Annotated in this window: 17 protein-coding genes; 10 read left to right on the top strand and 7 right to left on the bottom strand. The window is 56.4% G+C overall.

Going from position 1 to position 17,072, the window contains the following annotated elements; all coding sequences use genetic code 11:
* Nucleotides 1–15: 15 nt before the first annotated feature.
* From lptB to ABJT94_RS04700, 4 genes are read right to left on the bottom strand one after another with little or no spacing between them, the layout of a single operon-like run.
* A complete protein-coding gene (lptB, locus tag ABJT94_RS04715; RefSeq protein ID WP_127556300.1) occupies nucleotides 16–741 on the bottom strand; it encodes an LPS export ABC transporter ATP-binding protein in 726 nt (241 codons plus the stop codon).
* Nucleotides 742–1,293, bottom strand: coding sequence for a lipopolysaccharide transport periplasmic protein LptA (gene lptA / locus ABJT94_RS04710; RefSeq protein ID WP_348474170.1), 552 nt, complete (start codon nucleotides 1,291–1,293; stop codon nucleotides 742–744).
* Complete coding sequence (gene lptC / locus ABJT94_RS04705) at nucleotides 1,280–1,846, bottom strand: LPS export ABC transporter periplasmic protein LptC (RefSeq protein WP_348474169.1); 567 nt, start codon at nucleotides 1,844–1,846, stop codon at nucleotides 1,280–1,282. Before lptC ends, lptA begins: the two co-directional genes overlap by 14 nt.
* Nucleotides 1,846–2,817: a KpsF/GutQ family sugar-phosphate isomerase gene (locus ABJT94_RS04700; RefSeq protein WP_348474168.1), complete on the bottom strand. Its 972-nt coding sequence runs from the start codon at nucleotides 2,815–2,817 to the stop codon at nucleotides 1,846–1,848. Before ABJT94_RS04700 ends, lptC begins: the two co-directional genes overlap by 1 nt.
* Nucleotides 2,818–3,037: 220 nt before the next feature.
* Here ABJT94_RS04700 and ABJT94_RS04695 point away from each other — a divergent pair, with 220 nt between their 5' ends.
* The 8 genes from ABJT94_RS04695 (at nucleotide 3,038) to ABJT94_RS04660 (ending at nucleotide 11,290) form a co-directional block, all read left to right on the top strand.
* Complete coding sequence (locus ABJT94_RS04695) at nucleotides 3,038–3,700, top strand: ABC transporter substrate-binding protein (RefSeq protein WP_348474167.1); 663 nt, start codon at nucleotides 3,038–3,040, stop codon at nucleotides 3,698–3,700.
* 115 nt (nucleotides 3,701–3,815) lie between these two features.
* Nucleotides 3,816–4,058 (top strand): BolA/IbaG family iron-sulfur metabolism protein, encoded by a 243-nt coding sequence (locus tag ABJT94_RS04690; protein ID WP_213679216.1) that lies wholly within the window; start codon nucleotides 3,816–3,818, stop codon nucleotides 4,056–4,058.
* 3 nt (nucleotides 4,059–4,061) lie between these two features.
* Complete coding sequence (gene murA / locus ABJT94_RS04685; protein WP_348474166.1) at nucleotides 4,062–5,324, top strand: UDP-N-acetylglucosamine 1-carboxyvinyltransferase; 1,263 nt, start codon at nucleotides 4,062–4,064, stop codon at nucleotides 5,322–5,324.
* 86 nt (nucleotides 5,325–5,410) lie between these two features.
* On the top strand, nucleotides 5,411–6,085 hold the full coding sequence (hisG, locus tag ABJT94_RS04680; RefSeq protein ID WP_348474165.1) for an ATP phosphoribosyltransferase: 675 nt from the start codon (nucleotides 5,411–5,413) through the stop codon (nucleotides 6,083–6,085).
* Between the two features lie 65 nt (nucleotides 6,086–6,150).
* Nucleotides 6,151–7,458: a histidinol dehydrogenase gene (hisD, locus tag ABJT94_RS04675; RefSeq protein WP_348474164.1), complete on the top strand. Its 1,308-nt coding sequence runs from the start codon at nucleotides 6,151–6,153 to the stop codon at nucleotides 7,456–7,458.
* Entirely contained in the window at nucleotides 7,451–8,554 is a 1,104-nt protein-coding gene (gene hisC, locus ABJT94_RS04670; protein WP_348474163.1) for a histidinol-phosphate transaminase, read from the top strand. Before hisD ends, hisC begins: the two co-directional genes overlap by 8 nt.
* A gap of 122 nt (nucleotides 8,555–8,676) precedes the next feature.
* Nucleotides 8,677–10,488 (top strand): maltodextrin glucosidase, encoded by a 1,812-nt coding sequence (malZ, locus tag ABJT94_RS04665; protein WP_348474162.1) that lies wholly within the window; start codon nucleotides 8,677–8,679, stop codon nucleotides 10,486–10,488.
* Nucleotides 10,489–10,540: 52 nt separating this feature from the next.
* A complete protein-coding gene (locus ABJT94_RS04660; RefSeq protein ID WP_348474161.1) occupies nucleotides 10,541–11,290 on the top strand; it encodes a Nif3-like dinuclear metal center hexameric protein in 750 nt (249 codons plus the stop codon).
* A gap of 53 nt (nucleotides 11,291–11,343) precedes the next feature.
* Here the strand turns inward: ABJT94_RS04660 and cysN are convergent, their stop codons facing one another.
* From cysN to ABJT94_RS04645, 3 genes are all read right to left on the bottom strand, one after another.
* Nucleotides 11,344–12,963: a sulfate adenylyltransferase subunit CysN gene (gene cysN, locus ABJT94_RS04655; RefSeq protein WP_348474160.1), complete on the bottom strand. Its 1,620-nt coding sequence runs from the start codon at nucleotides 12,961–12,963 to the stop codon at nucleotides 11,344–11,346.
* A 68-nt stretch (nucleotides 12,964–13,031) separates the two neighbouring features.
* A complete protein-coding gene (cysD, locus tag ABJT94_RS04650) occupies nucleotides 13,032–13,940 on the bottom strand; it encodes a sulfate adenylyltransferase subunit CysD (protein ID WP_348474159.1) in 909 nt (302 codons plus the stop codon).
* Between the two features lie 89 nt (nucleotides 13,941–14,029).
* Nucleotides 14,030–14,551, bottom strand: coding sequence for a DUF1043 family protein (locus ABJT94_RS04645; RefSeq protein ID WP_348474158.1), 522 nt, complete (start codon nucleotides 14,549–14,551; stop codon nucleotides 14,030–14,032).
* Between the two features lie 186 nt (nucleotides 14,552–14,737).
* On the opposite strand from ABJT94_RS04645, the gene zapE reads away from it, so the two are divergent.
* On the top strand, nucleotides 14,738–15,841 hold the full coding sequence (gene zapE, locus ABJT94_RS04640; protein WP_348474157.1) for a cell division protein ZapE: 1,104 nt from the start codon (nucleotides 14,738–14,740) through the stop codon (nucleotides 15,839–15,841).
* Nucleotides 15,819–16,904, top strand: a complete 1,086-nt coding sequence (locus tag ABJT94_RS04635) for a glycosyltransferase family 4 protein (protein ID WP_348474156.1) — start codon at nucleotides 15,819–15,821, stop codon at nucleotides 16,902–16,904. Before zapE ends, ABJT94_RS04635 begins: the two co-directional genes overlap by 23 nt.
* Nucleotides 16,905–17,072: the final 168 nt, after the last annotated feature.

The following is a 17,072-nucleotide window of genomic DNA, read 5'->3' as shown; positions in this document are numbered from 1 at the left end:
TGCCTTTGGCCATGGTTATAAGCGGAATTGGTCGCCTAAATACACTTCACGAACGGTGGCGTTGTTCAAAACGTCCTCCGCTGTCCCTTCTGCAATGATGTGGCCGTTACCCACGATGTAGGCTTTTTCGCAGATGTCGAGGGTCTCCCGGACGTTGTGGTCGGTGATCAGAACACCAATGCCGCGATCTCTCAAGTGATGGATTATAGCTTTAATATCGCCGACTGAAATGGGGTCGACCCCGGCAAAGGGTTCATCCAGCAGAATGACAGCCGGTTCCATCGCCAGCGCCCGGGCGATTTCGACACGGCGCCGTTCCCCCCCAGACAATGCCATACCCAGACTGTCACGAATATGGGTAATGTTAAATTCACCCAGCAAAGACTCCAACTGCTGTTTTTGCGCGCTGCGAGACAGGTCTTTGCGGGTTTGCAGAACGCCCAGAATATTATCCTGTACCGTCAACTTGCGAAAGATGGACGCTTCCTGCGGCAGGTAGCCGATCCCCTGTCGGGCCCGGGCATGCATGGGCAGACGGGTGACGCTTTTGTCACCAATCAGAACCTCGCCGTTGTCGGCCGGTACCAGGCCAACAATCATGTAGAAACAGGTGGTTTTGCCGGCACCGTTCGGTCCTAACAGGCCAACGATCTGGCCTTTTTCAACACTGAGGCTGACATCGCGCACAACGGGCCGCTTTTTGTAACTCTTTGCCAGGTTCTTTGCTTCCAGCAGTGCCATTCAGTCCATCGCTCCCGGTTGCAGGGTCCAGGTAGCCTGGGGCGCATCATCGTTACTTTCGGTGCTGCGTCGGGACCGCACATCCAGTGATTCATCGAGCAGGTTGTAGCGGATGTAGTCGGCTTCAATGTCGCTGCCGGCCTGTGTCAGGTGGCCGTTGCCTTCGGTGATGATCAGGTCTTCATCGGGCCGGTACTCAATGCGCGAGCCCCTCACTTCAATCAGGCCATCTTCCTCACTGGGAAGTTCCTGGTACCGGGCCGGTTCGCCTTTGGCTTCGAGGAAGGTAATGTCACCGGTTTCCGGGTCGCGGCGCACATCCAGGGTATCTGCCCAGACTTCCAGTGTGCCCTGTTTCAAGTAAACGTTGCCGGTGAAGGTGGCTTCACCCCGACTGCTTTTGAAATTGCCCTCATCAGCGGTGATCGTCATTGGCTGATCACGATCGCCTGGCAACGCCCACACAGGCTGGACAACCAGGGAGGTCAGGGCCAGAAGCACCAGGAAGGTGAAGTGGCAGTGATGTAGGCGGGTTGTCTCAGTTCGCGTCATAGCGAATCGATACCTCTGATTTGAGCGTTATGTCGGAATCCTCACCGGTCAGTATGGCGTCCATTCCGATACCGCGGGCCTCCTGTCCGGGTTGCAGCAGTCTAACAGGCCTGGGCGTTGTGACGAAGCGACCATTCTGCTCGACCCGAAGCCAGTCGGTATAGAGTTGCATGCCTTCTGGTGTTTGCTGTTCGATCACTTCAACGTTTTGTTCAAAATTCATACTGCCGTCGTTGAACAGTACGGCCTGGTCAGATGTGATTTTCCACGGCTGGTCAGGGCTGGACAGTACGGTCATTACCGGCCGTGTCATCAGGCTTTCGCCATTGCTCTCATAATAGGCCAGAGACTCGGCCTGTGCCCGCAATTCGGGTTGGCCTGTGGCGTCAAAACGGGTTTGATCCGGTTGTTCGATATAAAGATCCGGCGCGTTTTCGGGCAGATCCAGCCGGGCTCGTCCCGCGGTTTCATCCTGGCCGGATTGCCACCAGATGGCGAGCGCGACCAGCCCCAGACTGGTCGCGACAATCAGGGTGCGGCGCCGGTTGGCCATCAGGCAACCCCGGCGCGAAGGATGTCGTGCAGGTGAATCACACCCGCGGTCTGGCCAGCGTCTACGATCACCAGTGAGGTGATCTTGCGTTCTTCCATTTCATAGAGCGCCTGGGCGGCCAGTTGGTCGGGGTGCATGGTGTAGGCGCCGCTGTGCAAGACGGCGCGGATGGGTGTGGTCAGAATATCGATGCCCTGATCCAGGGTACGGCGCAAGTCGCCGTCGGTGAAAACCCCCAGCAAATCGCCTTCGGCGCTGATGATGGTGGTCATGCCGAGCCCTTTTCGGGTCATTTCCAGCAACGCATCGCGCAGCAGGGTGTCGGGTTCCACCACGGGGATTTCCAGGCCGGTATGCATGATGTCGCCAATTTTCAGCAGCAATTTGCGACCCAGGCTTCCACCCGGGTGGGAAAAGGCGAAATCATCGGCGGTGAAACCCCGGGCCTCCAGCAAGGCAATGGCCAGCGCATCGCCCATCACCAGTGCGGCCGTCGTAGAGGAAGTGGGCGCCAGGTTCAGCGGGCAGGCTTCCTGCTCGACACCGCAGTAAATGTGGGCATCGGACGAGCGCCCCAGAGTGCTGTCTGGGTTGCCGGTCATGCCGATCAGGCCCGCACCGAGCCGTTTGATCAGAGGGATCAGGGTGACGATTTCGGCCACTTCCCCTGAGTTTGACAGGGCAATGACGACATCCTGCTCGGTGATCATGCCCATATCACCATGGCTTGCTTCACCCGGATGAACAAAGAATGCCGGGGTGCCGGTGCTGGCCAGCGTCGCCGCCAGTTTGTTGCCGATGTGACCGGACTTGCCCATACCGGTCACCACTACACGCCCCTTGCAGGCCAATACCCGCTCGCAGGCTTGCTCAAAGGCGCTGTCGAGGTGCGTGGTCAGCCCCTGCAGTGCTTTGATTTCCAGATCAAGTGTGCGTCGGGCTGACGTCAGGTAATTAAGGTGTGGTTTCATCGTAATAAGGCTGCCTGGTCCGGTCGGACGTTGTTCGGTCCTGTGTTATAGGTTAGGTAGAATACCACAATGCCTCCTGGTCTGAAGGGGTTGCACAGCGGCAGCTTCGCGCAAATTTTTTCTTTATTTACGCAGGGTTATGACTGATGGGGGGTCGATTCAGGTCGGATTCAGGCCTAAGCTGTAGGCTGGACAAAAAGGGACATCGGGAGCCTTTATTATGAAATACATTGGAGCGGTACGTGCACTCATGCTAGCTGGCATCTTGCTGGTGGCCAGCCAGGTACAGGCATTCACACCCAGTAAGCCTGCCGGACAGAGTGTTATGGACGGTGTCAACGCCGTGCTGGAGGTGGTTAAGAAACACAGTGAGCAAGGCAGTGCAGGAGATCGGCAGGCCTATCTGGAGGAAGTGGGTGAAGTATTGGACCCCCTGATCGGGTATACCGTTATCGTCAGTCGTATCATGGGTCAGGAGCTGCTGGAATCGTCTACGCAGGAACAGAAATTACGCTTTCTTGAAGTATTCAAGCGAAGCATGATCAACACCTATGCGGGTGGCCTCTATAATTTTGGTTCCTTTGAGGTCGAATTGCTGCCCAGTCAAAACGACAGTGAGAATACCGTACGCAATACCCGTGTGAACCTGAATGTGGTGTCCCCGGATGGCCAGGAATACCCCATGGTGCAGAGTGTTTACTACAGTCGCGAAGCGGACGACTGGCGAATGCAGAATGTGATTGTAAACGGCGTTAACCTGGGCGTGACCTTCAAATCCCAGTTTGATCAGATCTACCGCGACACCGGCGGAGACCTGGACGCTACCATCGATGAATGGGAACGTACGACGGCTGAAACGTTCGATGAAGAGCAGTTCCAGTAACGGGTTGGCCGGCCATTCAGGCCGGCCCTGGTTTTGAGGCACAGATCATTTCGGTTTGTCTGTATTTTCCGTATAATCCCCGCCCCTTTACATTCATACCCAAGCAGGAAGTACCATGTCCGCAGACGAAATTAAGGCCATGCTCGCCGCCGCCTTTCCCGGCGCAACCATTGAAGTCGATGGGGGTGGCGCCAAATTTACGGTCCGGATCATCGATGATGCCTTTGCCGGCAAACGCCCGGTTCAGCGTCAGCAGCAGGTCTACGGGGTGCTGAATGAAAAAATCACTTCGGGTGACATTCATGCAGTGTCTATGGCGCTGTTCACCCCGGAAGAATGGTCCGGTCAGGAGAAGTGAACCTTGGATAAATTATTGATTACCGGCGGTAGTCGCCTGAATGGCGAGATCCGTGTCTCCGGTGCCAAGAATGCGGCCTTGCCGATCATCGCGGCCACCTTGCTGACCAAAGACCCGGTAACAGTGCGCAACCTGCCGCATCTGAACGATATTACCACCATGATCGAGTTGCTCGGTTGCATGGGCGTAGACGTCACCGTCGGTGAAGACATGAGTGTCGAAGTCTGTGCGGGAAACATCAAGAATTGCACGGCCCCTTACGAGCTGGTTAAGACCATGCGCGCGTCGATTCTGGTGCTGGGACCGTTGCTGGCTCACTTTGGCGAAGCCAATGTATCTCTGCCCGGGGGTTGTGCCATCGGTAGCCGGCCGGTAGACCTGCATATTCGTGGGCTTGAGGCGATGGGCGCCCATATTGATGTATCCGATGGTTACATCAAGGCACGGTCAAATGGCCGGCTGAAGGGCGCTCGTATCTTCTTTGATACCGTCACCGTTACCGGTACTGAAAACATTCTGATGGCCGCGGCGCTGGCCGAAGGAACATCCGTCATCGAGAATGCAGCCAAGGAACCAGAAGTGGTCGATTTGGCTCAATGCCTCATTGCGATGGGAGCCAACATTCGCGGTGCCGGCACCGACACCATTACGGTGGAGGGGGTTGAGCGCCTCCATGAAGCCGATTACTCCGTGTTGCCGGACCGCATCGAAGCAGGCACCTATCTGGTCGCTGCGGCCATTACCGGTGGCCGGGTGAAACTGCGCGACGTCGATCCGGATACACTGGATTCGGTGCTGATCAAGTTGCGCGAAGCTGGCGCAGAAATCACTCAGGGCGACGACTGGATCGTACTGGACATGCATGGCCAGAGAGTCCGGGCGGTTAATATCACGACAGCCCCGTACCCGGCGTTCCCGACGGACATGCAGGCCCAGTTTACCGCGTTGAACGCCATTGCCGATGGCGTAGGTACGGTTGAAGAGACGGTGTTTGAAAACCGGTTCATGCACATCAACGAACTGGAGCGGATGGGCGCCAATGCCCGGATCAAGGGTAACACCGTGGTCATTACCGGCTGCTCAAAGCTGACCGGCGCGCCCGTGATGGCGACCGACCTGAGAGCGTCTGCGTCATTGGTGCTGGCCGGTCTGGTCGCTGAAGGCGATACGCTTGTCGACCGGATTTACCACATCGACCGTGGTTACGAATGCATCGAAGAAAAGTTGCAGCAATTGGGTGCAACGATCAAACGGGTCACGGGCTAAGCCGCCCGAGTCCCATCAGGGCCCGCAGCGAATCTCTTAGCTGCCTGGCCCGACGCCGGAATCGGGATCCAACACAGGACAACGCAGTGCAAAACCCTCAAGCGACATCAACTCCGTCGGATAAAATTACCATCGCCCTGTCCAAAGGGCGGATTCTCAAGGAAACCCTGCCGTTGTTTGCAGCGGCCGGTATCGAGCCGCTTGAAGACATTCATACTTCCCGCAAGCTGATCTTCGAGACCACCCGGTCTGATGTTCAGTTCATCGTTATTCGGGCCACCGATGTGCCAACCTATGTAGAGTATGGTGTAGCGGATCTCGGTGTGGCAGGCAAGGATGTGCTGATGGAGCACGGCGCGGAAGAAATGTATGAAGTGCTTGATCTGCAAATCGCGCGCTGCCGACTGATGACCGCTCGCCTTAAGGATGCCCCTGAAATAGCGGGTAGAATGAAGGTTGCAACCAAATTTGTGCGAGTTGCCAAGCAGTATTTCTCAGAGCAGGGCCGCCAGGTTGATCTGATCAAGCTTTATGGCGGTATGGAACTGGCTCCGATCATGAAACTGGCGGATTGCATTGTCGATATCGTCGACACCGGCAACACGCTGAAGGCTAACGGGCTGGTGGTTGAAGAGCATATTGCCGACATCAGCAGCCGTCTGGTGGCCAGTCGTCTGGCGCTCAAATTGAAAGATGACCGCATCAACCCCATTATTGAGACGCTGGCGGCGGCCGTACAGTCGTCTGCCGTCAGGGCCTGATTGAAAGAGACGATCGCATCATCTCGCTCATCCATAGTTGGTACTAATCAAGAGGCTTGAACCGCATGTCCGAGATCACGATACGACGCCTGGAAGCGTCAGCCGGTGACTTTAACCAGCAACTGGATGCGTTGCTGGCGTGGGAGTCTGTTTCAGATGCCGACGTGCAGCAGACCGTCGCGACCGTGATCGATAACATCCGACATCGTGGCGATGAGGCCTTGTTGGAATATTCACGGCAATTCGACCGGTTTGATGTATCCACAGCGTCTTCCCTCGTGCTCGACAAAGCCGCCATTGAAGCGGGCTACCATCGCTTGCCTGCGGAACAGCAGCAAGCGCTCGGCATCGCTGCCGAGCGGGTTGAGTCCTATCACCAGCGCCAGCTTAGCGAGAGCTGGAGTTACACCGAAGCAGACGGTACCGTGCTTGGCCAGCAGGTTACGGCGATGGACCGGGTGGGTATTTACGTACCGGGCGGAACCGCGCCACTGGCCTCCTCGGTAATCATGAACGCCATGCCTGCCAAAGTGGCCGGTGTGCGCGAAGTGGTGATGGCCACACCCGCTCCGGACGGCAAGGTGAATGACTTTGTTCTCGGTGCTGCCCATGTAGCTCGCATCGACCGGGTCTTTCTGATGGGCGGTGCCCAGGCAATCGCTGCGCTGGCCTATGGTACCGATACCGTACCGGCGGTTGACAAAATTGTCGGCCCGGGCAATATCTTCGTTGCCACAGCCAAAAAGCAAGTGTTTGGCAAAGTCGGGATCGATATGATTGCCGGCCCCAGTGAAATACTGGTGGTGTGCGATGGCAAAACCGACCCGGACTGGATAGCCCTCGATCTGTTCTCTCAAGCTGAGCACGACCCGGATGCCCAGGCCATTCTAATCAGCCACGACGCCGATTATCTGAACTCGGTTGAAGCCGCCATTCAACGCTTGCTGCCGACGCTGGAACGCGCCGATATCATACGCGACTCGCTGAACGCGCGCGGTGCCTTCATCAAGGTGGATACGCTGGATGACGCCGTCGATCTGATCAATCGTATCGCCCCCGAGCACCTCGAATTGTCAATCGAAGACCCGCATGCCTGGCTGCACCGTATTCGTCACGCGGGCGCGATTTTTCTGGGACGCCACACTCCGGAAGCGCTGGGTGATTACTGTGCGGGGCCCAATCACGTCTTGCCGACCAGCGGTACCGCGCGCTTCTTTTCGCCGCTGGGGGTTTATGATTTTCAAAAACGCAGCTCCATCATTGGCGTGTCGGCCGAAGGTGCTAAAACCCTGGGCGCAGTGGCGTCAGTACTTGCGCGTGGCGAGTTGCTGACGGCTCACGCTCGCAGTGCGGAGAAGCGGCTGGATGACTGAACTGCGCGACCAGGTTGATACCCAGGTTCACCGCTGGGTAAGGCCCGACATCACCAGCTTGGCGGCTTATCCGGTACCTGATTCCAAGGGCCTGTTGAAACTGGATGCGATGGAAAACCCCTATGGCTGGCCGGACGCCCTGACCGCAGAGTGGCAAGGCGTGCTGGCTGATGCACAGGTGAACCGCTACCCCCATCCGGAAGCGCCTGGGGTCAAGGCTGCTCTGCGAACCGTCATGAACATCGACCCGCATTGGGACATCCTACTTGGCAACGGCTCCGATGAACTGATTCAGTTAATCGCCATGGCCGTATCCGGAGCAGACCGCACGATACTGGCGCCAGAACCCAGTTTTGTAATGTACCGGATGATTGCTCGCTATCTGGGCATGGACTATGTCGGTGTGCCATTGACGGCCGAGTTTGAGCTGGATCTTGAGCTCATGCTCAGCCGTATTGAGCGGGAACAGCCGGCCGTTGTGTTTCTGGCGCAACCCAATAACCCAACCGGCAATCTCTGGGGTGATGAAAAACTGCGTCGCATCATTGAAGCGGCCCCCGGCCTGGTGGTGATGGATGAAGCCTACACCGCCTTCACCGAGGCCGACTATCTGAACTGGCTGGACGACTACCCCAATTTGCTGATCATGCGCACCCTGTCAAAGGTCGGTTTGGCAGGCTTGCGTCTGGGTATTCTGATTGGTGATCCGGCCTGGCTTGAGCAGATCAACAAGCTGAGGTTGCCTTACAACATCAATAATCTGACGCAATTGTCCGCGCAGTTTGCCTTGGAGCATTTTGACGTCTTCGAACAGCAAACCGCTGAACTGACGCGCCAGCGCCATGTGTTGCAACAACAGTTGGCAGCACTTCCCGGATTGAAGGTTTACGACAGCCAAGCCAATTTCTTACTGGTTCGCACCGGCCCCGGCCAGGCAGCCGCCTTGCATGCCGCCTTGCGAGACGCCGGTATATTGATCAAGAAACTCGATGGCAGCCATCCGTTACTGGCCGATTGCGTACGCATTACGGTGTCGTTTGAGTCAGAAAATCAACAACTGTTAAGTGTACTCGAACGGCATTTGCATAACGCCTGATTCGTACCTTTTGCGCTGGGGGCGAACCCGGCGCCATTTCCTCCCTCCTGCCTTTTCCTTCTGCGATTTATCGTCATGCTCTGCTCTAATAGGGTCAACCCAGGGCAGAGGATTTTCATCGAATGACTGTTTGCGTATTTCACCAGGCCATTCCGGGGTATTTGGGCCGTTCTGATATCCACCTGAGCCTGACACTGGCCTTGAAAGGAGACCAGCCCGATACCGTCTATCTGCGAACTGAACCCGACAACGAGGAACAGCTCTGTGCCATGAAACCCGTGCGGTCAGAGAGTGGCTGGGTCTGGTATCAGGCCGAGACTGATTGGGCACCTCATCAGGACCTTACGCTCTATGCGTTCAAGCTGGTCTGGCCGGAGCGTTCTTGCTGGGTTAGTGCCTCCGGGCTTTGCACGGCGATGCCTCCGCTGACCGAAGTCTTTCGCATCTCAAGGTATCACACCGTACCCGAATGGATATCGGCTCAGGTGTTTTATCAGATCTTTCCGGATCGATTTCATTGTGGCGACCCGCGGTCAACCCCCGCGAGCCACCAATATGACGGCATGGACGGGCCGTCGACCATTCGCCGGCGTTGGGGTGAGCGGCCAAATCCTGAACAGGGCGGAAACGAGTTCTTTGGCGGCGATTTGCCGGGCATAGTGCAAAAACTGGATTACCTGCAACAGACACTGGGCGTCACCGCCCTGTATCTGAATCCTATCTTCAGCTCACGCAGTAACCACAAATACGACGCTGAGAATTACCTTAAGGTCGATGCTCACCTGGGGGGCGAGGCAGCGCTTGCAGAGTTGTCGGCACAGCTGCATCAGCGAGGCATGCGGCTGGTACTGGATGCCGTGTTCAATCACACCAGCGTGTTTCATCCCTGGTTTATTGCGGCACAACTGAATGACCCCGAAGCACGAGCCCGCTATGTGTTCACCGGCGATCAGACGTCGGATTACGTGAGCTGGAAAGGGCATGCCGGCTTACCCGTGCTGGACATGGCCTACCCGGACAATCTGCGTGATCTGCTGACCGGTGAATCGGCCGTTATCAAGCACTGGCTAAGGCCGCCCTATGCCATCGATGGTTGGCGCATGGATGTGATCCATATGATGGGCCATGGCCCTGGTGCCGCAAACAATGCTGACACCGTGCGCATCATTCGTCAGGCGATTAAATCCGAAAATCCCGATGCGTACTTGCTCGGGGAGCATTTTTTCGAGGCCACGTCCTGGTTGCAGGGCGACCAGGAAGACGGCGCGATGAATTATTACGGTTTCACTCACCCCATTCGCGCTTTCCTGGCCGGATGCGACAACCGCTATGATCCGCTGCAACTGGACGCAGCCAGCCTTGCACACTGGCTGGCGCAGGCTCGCAGCCAGATTCCCTTTGCCCAGCAACTGGCCCAGCTAAACCAGCTCGATAGCCATGACACGCGTCGGTTTATTACGCTGTTAAATGGTCATCAGCCGAAATACCGGATGGCACTGGGGTTCTTGCTAACCTACGTCGGCACGCCCTGTCTGTATTATGGCGATGAAATCAGCCTGCCGGGTGGCGATGACCCGGATTGTCGCCGCTGTTTCTCCTGGGACGAATCTGAATGGCACGCGGAAACCCTGGCGTTTACCCAAGATTGGGTTCAACTGCGCAAACAGCTGCCTGCCCTGCAAGGCGGTGCCCTGGTGCCGCTTTATGCGGTGGGCGACGTTATGGTGTTTGCCCGCGTACTGGCCGATTCACAGTGTCTGGTGGCGCTGAACCGGGGTGGTGGCTGTGACATCGACGTGGTTGATGCCCTGTTACCGCTCGCGGCAGACTGGCAGCACCACGCTGGTGAGGGCAGTTTGAAGCCTGCCGAACGGGGTTGGGAGTTATCGCTGGCGGCTGAATCGATCGTGCTCTGGTCACGGTCAGCGCGGTGATCGAATTGGTGTACACTGAGACTCCGTTTTCTATCGAGCAGAGTTGATCAACATGACCTTGCACCGTGACGAGCTGACTGACTACCTGAACGACTATCTGGCGGTTTCCCGGTTCAGCGATTATTGCCCCAATGGCTTGCAAGTTGAAGGTAAGGCTGACATCCGGCGACTGGTGACCGGGGTGACGGCGAGCCAGCGCCTGATAGACGAGGCCATTGACCGGCAGGCCGATGCCATTCTGGTTCATCATGGCTATTTCTGGAAAGGAGAGGCCGCGCCACTGACGGGCATCAAACGCAACCGGCTGGCTGCGTTGCTGGCAAACAACATTAATCTCTATGCCTATCACTTGCCGCTGGATGCTCATCCGGAGGTTGGCAACAACACTCAGTTGGCGCGTCTGATGGGGTGGAACGTGACCGGGCAAATCGATGACAGCCTGGTGATGCTGGGTGAGGTTGACGGCGAGCACACCGGTGCCAGCCTGCGCCAGCAATTGTCTGAGGCGCTTGAATTCGAGGTGTTGCACATTGGGGAATCAGAGGACCCGATCGAGACCCTCGCCTGGTGTACCGGGGCGGCGCAGGGGTTCCTGCAACAGGCCATAGATGCCGGTGTAGATGCGTTTGTGTCCGGGGAGATCAGTGAGCCGACGGTGCACCTGGCCCGTGAAAGCGGCGTGCATTATTTTGCAGCCGGGCATCATGCCACGGAGCGGGGAGGGCCCGCGGCGCTGGGCTTGCACCTGGCGCAACGGTTTGGCTTATCGGTGGAGTTTATCGACTTGCCCATTCCGGTTTAGGTACCGGTACCCGGCAGGATGCCAGCTTCTGCCGGCATCCTGCCACGGGCAGATCAGTCTTCGATGACGCCTTCATCGCGCAGCAGTGCAATCACCGCCCTGGGGTTGGCATCCTTGATCTTGATGCCAAATGGCGCGTCCGATTCACCGGCGATAATCGCGATCAACCCGGCCGCTTCCAGGTAAGGAGCGACCGCCAGCGCATCGTCTGGCCGGATAATGGCACTGACGTGACCCAGATCGAACAAGGCCCGCTCGATTTTCACCGCCTGCTCGGCAGCATTCTCCACGGCAAGCACCAGTGATACCGGTTGCTGACGGTACCGGGCCCGACGTTCGTTTTCGCTAACCGGGTGGCTGTCTGACACATCGGCGGCACTCTCGATCATGCCAGCACCGACGGTGATGTTGCTCAGCCGGTCTACCACTATGAAGGCTCCCGTCGCCCGGTGACTGCGATAGGGGTCGGCAACGATGGTTTTGTTCAGTTGCAGTCGAACGTCACCAATGCCATTCAGAGGCAAGGTTTCGGTGTCGATGGTGTTCAGGCTGTTCACGTCGATCTGGCGATCCAGGCGGGTGAACTGGCCGGTGGCGGTCTGGGTTCCCACTTTAAAATCGTACTGTCGACCCGGCACCATGGCATCGTCATGCATCCACACCAGCTTGGCCTGAAACGCCTGAGCGACCAGCGGCGACTGGTTGGCACCGACCAGCATGTCGCCACGACTGATGTCGATTTCGTCGGTCAGCGTCAGCGTAATCGCCTGGCCTGCATGTGCCCGGTCGAGATCACCATCGAAGGTTACAATGCGCTCCACGGTGGAGGACAAACCGCTTGGCAGCACGCTGACTTTGTCGCCGGGTTTTATCTCACCAGACGCCACGGTACCGGCAAACCCCCGAAAGTTGAGGTCGGGCCGGTTGACGTACTGCACCGGCAAGCGGAACTGGCTCTGGTCGCTGTCGCGGTTGATCTCCAGGGTTTCCAGCAACTCAATCAGCGTTGGGCCGGGGTACCAGGGAGAGCGTTCACTGAGTGTGACCACATTGTCGCCATCGAGGGCGGAAATGGGCACGAAACGGATATCTGGCAGCGTCAGTTGCTCGGTAAAGGCCAGATAGTCAGCCTGAATCTCTTCAAAGCGTGACTGGCTGAAATCCACCAGATCCATCTTGTTCACCGCCACGATCACATGTTTCAGGCCCAGCAGGCTGGCAATGTAGCTGTGCCGGCGGGTTTGGGTCTGCACACCGTAGCGCGCATCGATCAGGATGATCGCCAAATCACTGGTGGAAGCACCGGTCGCCATGTTGCGGGTGTACTGTTCATGCCCCGGGGTGTCGGCAATGATGAACTTGCGCTTGTTGGTCGAGAAATAGCGGTAAGCCACATCAATGGTGATGCCTTGTTCACGCTCTGCCTGCAGACCATCGACCAGCAAGGCCAGATCTATCTTCTCACCGGTGGTGCCGGACTTGCGGCTGTCTTTTTCGATTGCCGCCAACTGATCTTCATAGATCATTTTCGAGTCGTGCAGCAGTCGCCCGATCAGGGTGGACTTGCCGTCATCGACGCTGCCGCAGGTTAAAAACCGCAGCAGTTCTTTCTGTTCATGTTGCTTCAGGTACTCATCGATGTCCTGAGCAATCAAATCGGACTGGTGTGCCATGGGTCTGTATTCCTCATGCATTGCGCCTCTAATGCCAGTTGGCGCTCAAACAAAATCGGTCGGTTGAATCAGAAATAGCCTTCCTGCTTTTTCTTTTCCATGGAACCTGATGAATCGTGGTCGATGGCGCGGCCCTGACGTTCACTGGTGGTGGTCAGCAACATTTCCTGAATGATCTCGGGCAGGGTGGTCGCCGTTGATTCAACCGCGCCGGTCAGCGGATAACAGCCGAGGGTTCTGAACCGCACCGACTTGTGCTGAACTTCTTCATCCGGGCGCAGCTTCATGCGGTCGTCGTTGATGTTCAGCAACATGCCGTCGCGCTCGACAACGGGACGTTTGGCCGAGAAATACAGCGGGACGATGGGGATGGATTCCAGGTGGATGTACTGCCAGATATCCAGCTCTGTCCAGTTGGACAGCGGGAATACCCGGATGCTCTCCCCCCGGTTGATCTTGCCGTTGTAGATGTTCCACAGCTCCGGACGCTGATTCTTAGGGTCCCAGCGGTGGTTTCGGTCGCGGAAGGAGTAAACGCGCTCCTTGGCCCGGGACTTCTCTTCATCTCGCCGGGCACCGCCAAATGCCGCATCAAAGCGATGCAGGTCCAGAGCCTGTTTGAGCGCCTGGGTTTTCATAATATCGGTATGTTTGGCGCTGCCATGGTCGAACGGGTTGATGCCCTGGCGAAGACCGTCTTCGTTGCGATGGACGATCAGGTCGAGGTCATATTCCTCAATCAGCCGATCCCGGAATTCGTACATTTCCTTGAATTTCCAGCCGGTATCGACGTGCATCAGCTTAAACGGCAATCTCCCGGGGAAAAAGGCCTTGCGCGCCAGATGCAGCATGACGGCGGAGTCTTTGCCTATGGAGTAGAGCATGACCGGGTTATCAAACTCGGCCGCCACTTCACGAATGATGTGGATGCTTTCGGCTTCAAGCTGTTTGAGATGGGTAAATACGTCGTGTGACATAGTTCGTCCAGTACAGAAGTGATCTGGGCGAACTATATCAAAGCTTTTTGTTATTGTTGTTAGGCTTTTAAGAACGTTTGGGAATAGATCTATCGCGACTTTTTAGAAGCCGTTTCCGCTTTGGTGTCGGCGGGGGTCTTACCTGCGGCGGCGTCGGCTTCTTCTACCCGGGTGAAACCAAAGGATTCCGACAGCATGCCAATGTCTTTGGGGGTTTTGGTGGCGTAGTCTCTGGGCATGTCAAAGTCACTGCTGCTTGCAGCGGGTTGCGGGGCCAGGTCCTGCAGGTCTTCACCACCGGCACGGGCCGATTCCAGGCGATACTCGGGAGCGACCAGTTGGTCGGCGCCCTGGTTCAGGTGGTCGCGGATGCTGGCATAACTCTGATTCAGATTGTCGATCAACTCTGTGGTGCGGCTAAAGTGCTCGGTAACATTGATCTGGTAGTTCTGATGCTGGCGCTTCAAATCCTCCAATTGACGCTTCAGTCCATTGGGGTCCTCTCCCTGTGCCTTGCCCCACAGACGGCTCAAGACTGCACCGGCGAGCAGTGCTATGACGATTATGACGATGAAGGTGATCCAGTCCAGTTGCAGCATTGTGTTCTCCATTAAGCCTCTTACCAGACACAGTATAGATGAAGCGATGTGTCTGTCGTGCTGCCCCGGCGGGCAGTGATGTCAGTATAAAGCCTTTAAAAATGCATGGCGTGAGAAACATTTGTGCCTGACAGTCATTGATTGTGCAAATGGTTCCCGTAAAATTCCGACCCCTTCACACCCTGCCCGGAGCAACGGATGAGCACACCCTGGACGCGATATCAGGCCGATCTTAGCAAAGAGGGCTTCTCCCATGATCCGGCTCAGGAAGAAGCCGTCAAGGCATTGCAGCAACTTTACGACCAATTGATAGATCAGCGTGCCGACGAAGCAAGCATCGCCGGGCGCCTGACCCGGATGTTTCGCAAGCAAAATGAGCCGGTGACCGGCTTATATTTCTGGGGCGGCGTGGGACGCGGCAAGACCTACCTGATGGATACCTTTTTTGACACCCTACCGTTTGATGATAAGCGGCGCATGCACTTTCACCACTTTATGCGACGCGTACACCAGGGTTTGAAAGACCATCGTGGTCAGGCCAATCCGCTTGAAGGAGTGGCTGAGGAGATCAGTCACGAAGCGCGGGTTCTGTGTTTTGACGAGTTTTTTGTATCCGACATTGGCGATGCGATGATTCTTGCCAATTTGCTGCGCGCCCTGTTCAAACGCGGGGTGACACTGGTTGCCACCTCCAACATTGAGCCTGATGGCCTCTACAAAGACGGCCTGCAGCGCCCACTATTTCTACCAGCCATCGATCTGGTTAAAAAGTATACCCGGGTGATGAACGTTGATGGTGGGGTTGATTACCGCCTGCGGACGCTGACTCAGGTAAAAATTTTTCACACTCCTGCCGATGCAGCAGCAGAAGCCTCGCTGGCGTCCAGCTTTGAGAAGCTGGCTCCTGATCTGGAGGCGGTTGAAGAACAGCAATCACTTGATGTGCTTGGCCGGAATATCAGGACTCAGCGGTTGTGCGAAGACGTTGTCTGGTTTGATTTTGATGCGCTGTGTGATGGACCCAGAAGTCAGAACGACTATATTGAAATCGCCCAGTGCTTCCATGCCGTGCTGATCAGTAACGTCCCCGTGTTTCATGGCAAGAACGATGACAAGGCCCGGCGCTTTATCAATCTGGTCGATGAATTTTACGACCGCAAGGTGAAACTGCTGATGAGTGCAGAGGCAGACATAGAGACACTGTACCAGGATGGGCGACTGGGGTTTGAATTCAGACGAACGGTTAGTCGTTTGCAGGAAATGCAATCGGAGGAATACCTTGCCAAAGCGCACCGGGGGTAATTCCGCAGCCGGCTCTTGTGAGCTGGTTCTGTCAGACCTGCATCACCGGATAACCGGAGTAAGCGCGTCCATTCGTTCGGTACTTCCTGAGTTGGACAAACGCTATCATCTGCTGTTTCTGGCCAGTCGTTCCGAGGGTAATGTTGTTGCCCGGTCTTTATGGGAAGGCTTTCGAGTTATGGCCCGTCCACCTGCCCGGCGTCCGTTTCGCATCTGGCATGTACGGCGTAATAATGAGATGTTCTGGGGGATTCTCGCCCGGGATGTATTGAGAATGCCGGTAAAGCTGGTGTTTACCAGTGCCGCCATTCGTCGACATAGTTGGTATCCGAGGCAATTGATCGCCCGTATGGACTCCGTTATAGCCACCAGTGACCGGGCCGCCGACTGCCTGACTGACATAGCCGCCGTAGTGCCGCATGGTGTAGACATTGAGCGGTTTGAGTTAAATGGTACAGCCATTGAAAACGGCCAAGCTCATCCATGGAGCAGCTACACCCGGCGTCTGGGCATTATAGGACGGGTTCGACCCGAGAAGGGGACCGACCTGTTTGTTGATGCGCTCTGCGCAACCTTGCCGAATCATCCGGACGCCTGTGCTGTTATCGCCGGGAAAGTCACGTCCCAATACCAGGGGTTTGCGCGCCAGCTTAGGGAAAAACTGGCTGCGGCCGGTGTGCTGGAGCGCGTGTTCTTCCTGGATGAAGTCAGCTCAGATCAAATGCCACTTCTATATAGCCAACTTGATATCGTCTGTGCGCCTGCCCGGTATGAAGGTTTTGGGCTGGTTCCCATAGAGGCTATGGTGTCCGGAACAGCGATTATCGCCAGCAGGACAGGTGCCTATGAGGCGATGGTGGACGAAGCTGAGTCTGGCTTTCTGGTTGACCTGGAGTCTTCACCCCAGATTGCCGAGGCGATTGAACGCTTGCTGACCTCTCCTGAATTACTGAATCGCCTGAAACAGGCAGGCCGCCAAAAGGTGCGTGACCAGTTCAGTCTGAATAACGAAGTAGCGGGTATTTCCCGTGTCTATGAAACATTATGGGATCAGGGTACATAAGGGGCTTGACTGGGGAGGCCGCATCTTTATAATGCGCCTCCGCTGTGACCGAACAGCGGCTCCAACCAGCCGAGAGGCGGGATGAAGTGAAGGCTCTAAAGAACTGATTCTAAAGAACATTTCTTAATAAAAGAGTTGACACAACGGAGCGGAGGCGTAGAATACGCG

Origin of the sequence: Saccharospirillum sp., assembly GCF_039982735.1 — a bacterium.
Lineage (GTDB): Bacteria > Pseudomonadota > Gammaproteobacteria > Pseudomonadales > Natronospirillaceae > Saccharospirillum.
Note: the sequence above shows the minus strand (reverse complement) of the source record. Positions and strands in the feature narration are given on the sequence as shown.

Excerpts from the sequence above, each read along its gene's own strand:
- hisD (WP_348474164.1), top strand. The coding sequence starts at position 6,151 with ATGTCCGAGATCACGATACGACGCCTGGAAGCGTCAGCCGGTGACTTT.
- ABJT94_RS04695 (WP_348474167.1), top strand. The coding sequence starts at position 3,038 with ATGAAATACATTGGAGCGGTACGTGCACTCATGCTAGCTGGCATCTTG.
- lptC (WP_348474169.1), bottom strand. The coding sequence starts at position 1,846 with ATGGCCAACCGGCGCCGCACCCTGATTGTCGCGACCAGTCTGGGGCTG.
- cysN (WP_348474160.1), bottom strand. The coding sequence starts at position 12,963 with ATGGCACACCAGTCCGATTTGATTGCTCAGGACATCGATGAGTACCTG.
- ABJT94_RS04700 (WP_348474168.1), bottom strand. The coding sequence starts at position 2,817 with ATGAAACCACACCTTAATTACCTGACGTCAGCCCGACGCACACTTGAT.
- malZ (WP_348474162.1), top strand. The coding sequence starts at position 8,677 with ATGACTGTTTGCGTATTTCACCAGGCCATTCCGGGGTATTTGGGCCGT.
- lptB (WP_127556300.1), bottom strand. The coding sequence starts at position 741 with ATGGCACTGCTGGAAGCAAAGAACCTGGCAAAGAGTTACAAAAAGCGG.
- cysD (WP_348474159.1), bottom strand. The coding sequence starts at position 13,940 with ATGTCACACGACGTATTTACCCATCTCAAACAGCTTGAAGCCGAAAGC.
- hisC (WP_348474163.1), top strand. The coding sequence starts at position 7,451 with ATGACTGAACTGCGCGACCAGGTTGATACCCAGGTTCACCGCTGGGTA.
- lptA (WP_348474170.1), bottom strand. The coding sequence starts at position 1,293 with ATGACGCGAACTGAGACAACCCGCCTACATCACTGCCACTTCACCTTC.
- ABJT94_RS04660 (WP_348474161.1), top strand. The coding sequence starts at position 10,541 with ATGACCTTGCACCGTGACGAGCTGACTGACTACCTGAACGACTATCTG.
- zapE (WP_348474157.1), top strand. The coding sequence starts at position 14,738 with ATGAGCACACCCTGGACGCGATATCAGGCCGATCTTAGCAAAGAGGGC.
- ABJT94_RS04690 (WP_213679216.1), top strand. The coding sequence starts at position 3,816 with ATGTCCGCAGACGAAATTAAGGCCATGCTCGCCGCCGCCTTTCCCGGC.
- ABJT94_RS04645 (WP_348474158.1), bottom strand. The coding sequence starts at position 14,551 with ATGGAGAACACAATGCTGCAACTGGACTGGATCACCTTCATCGTCATA.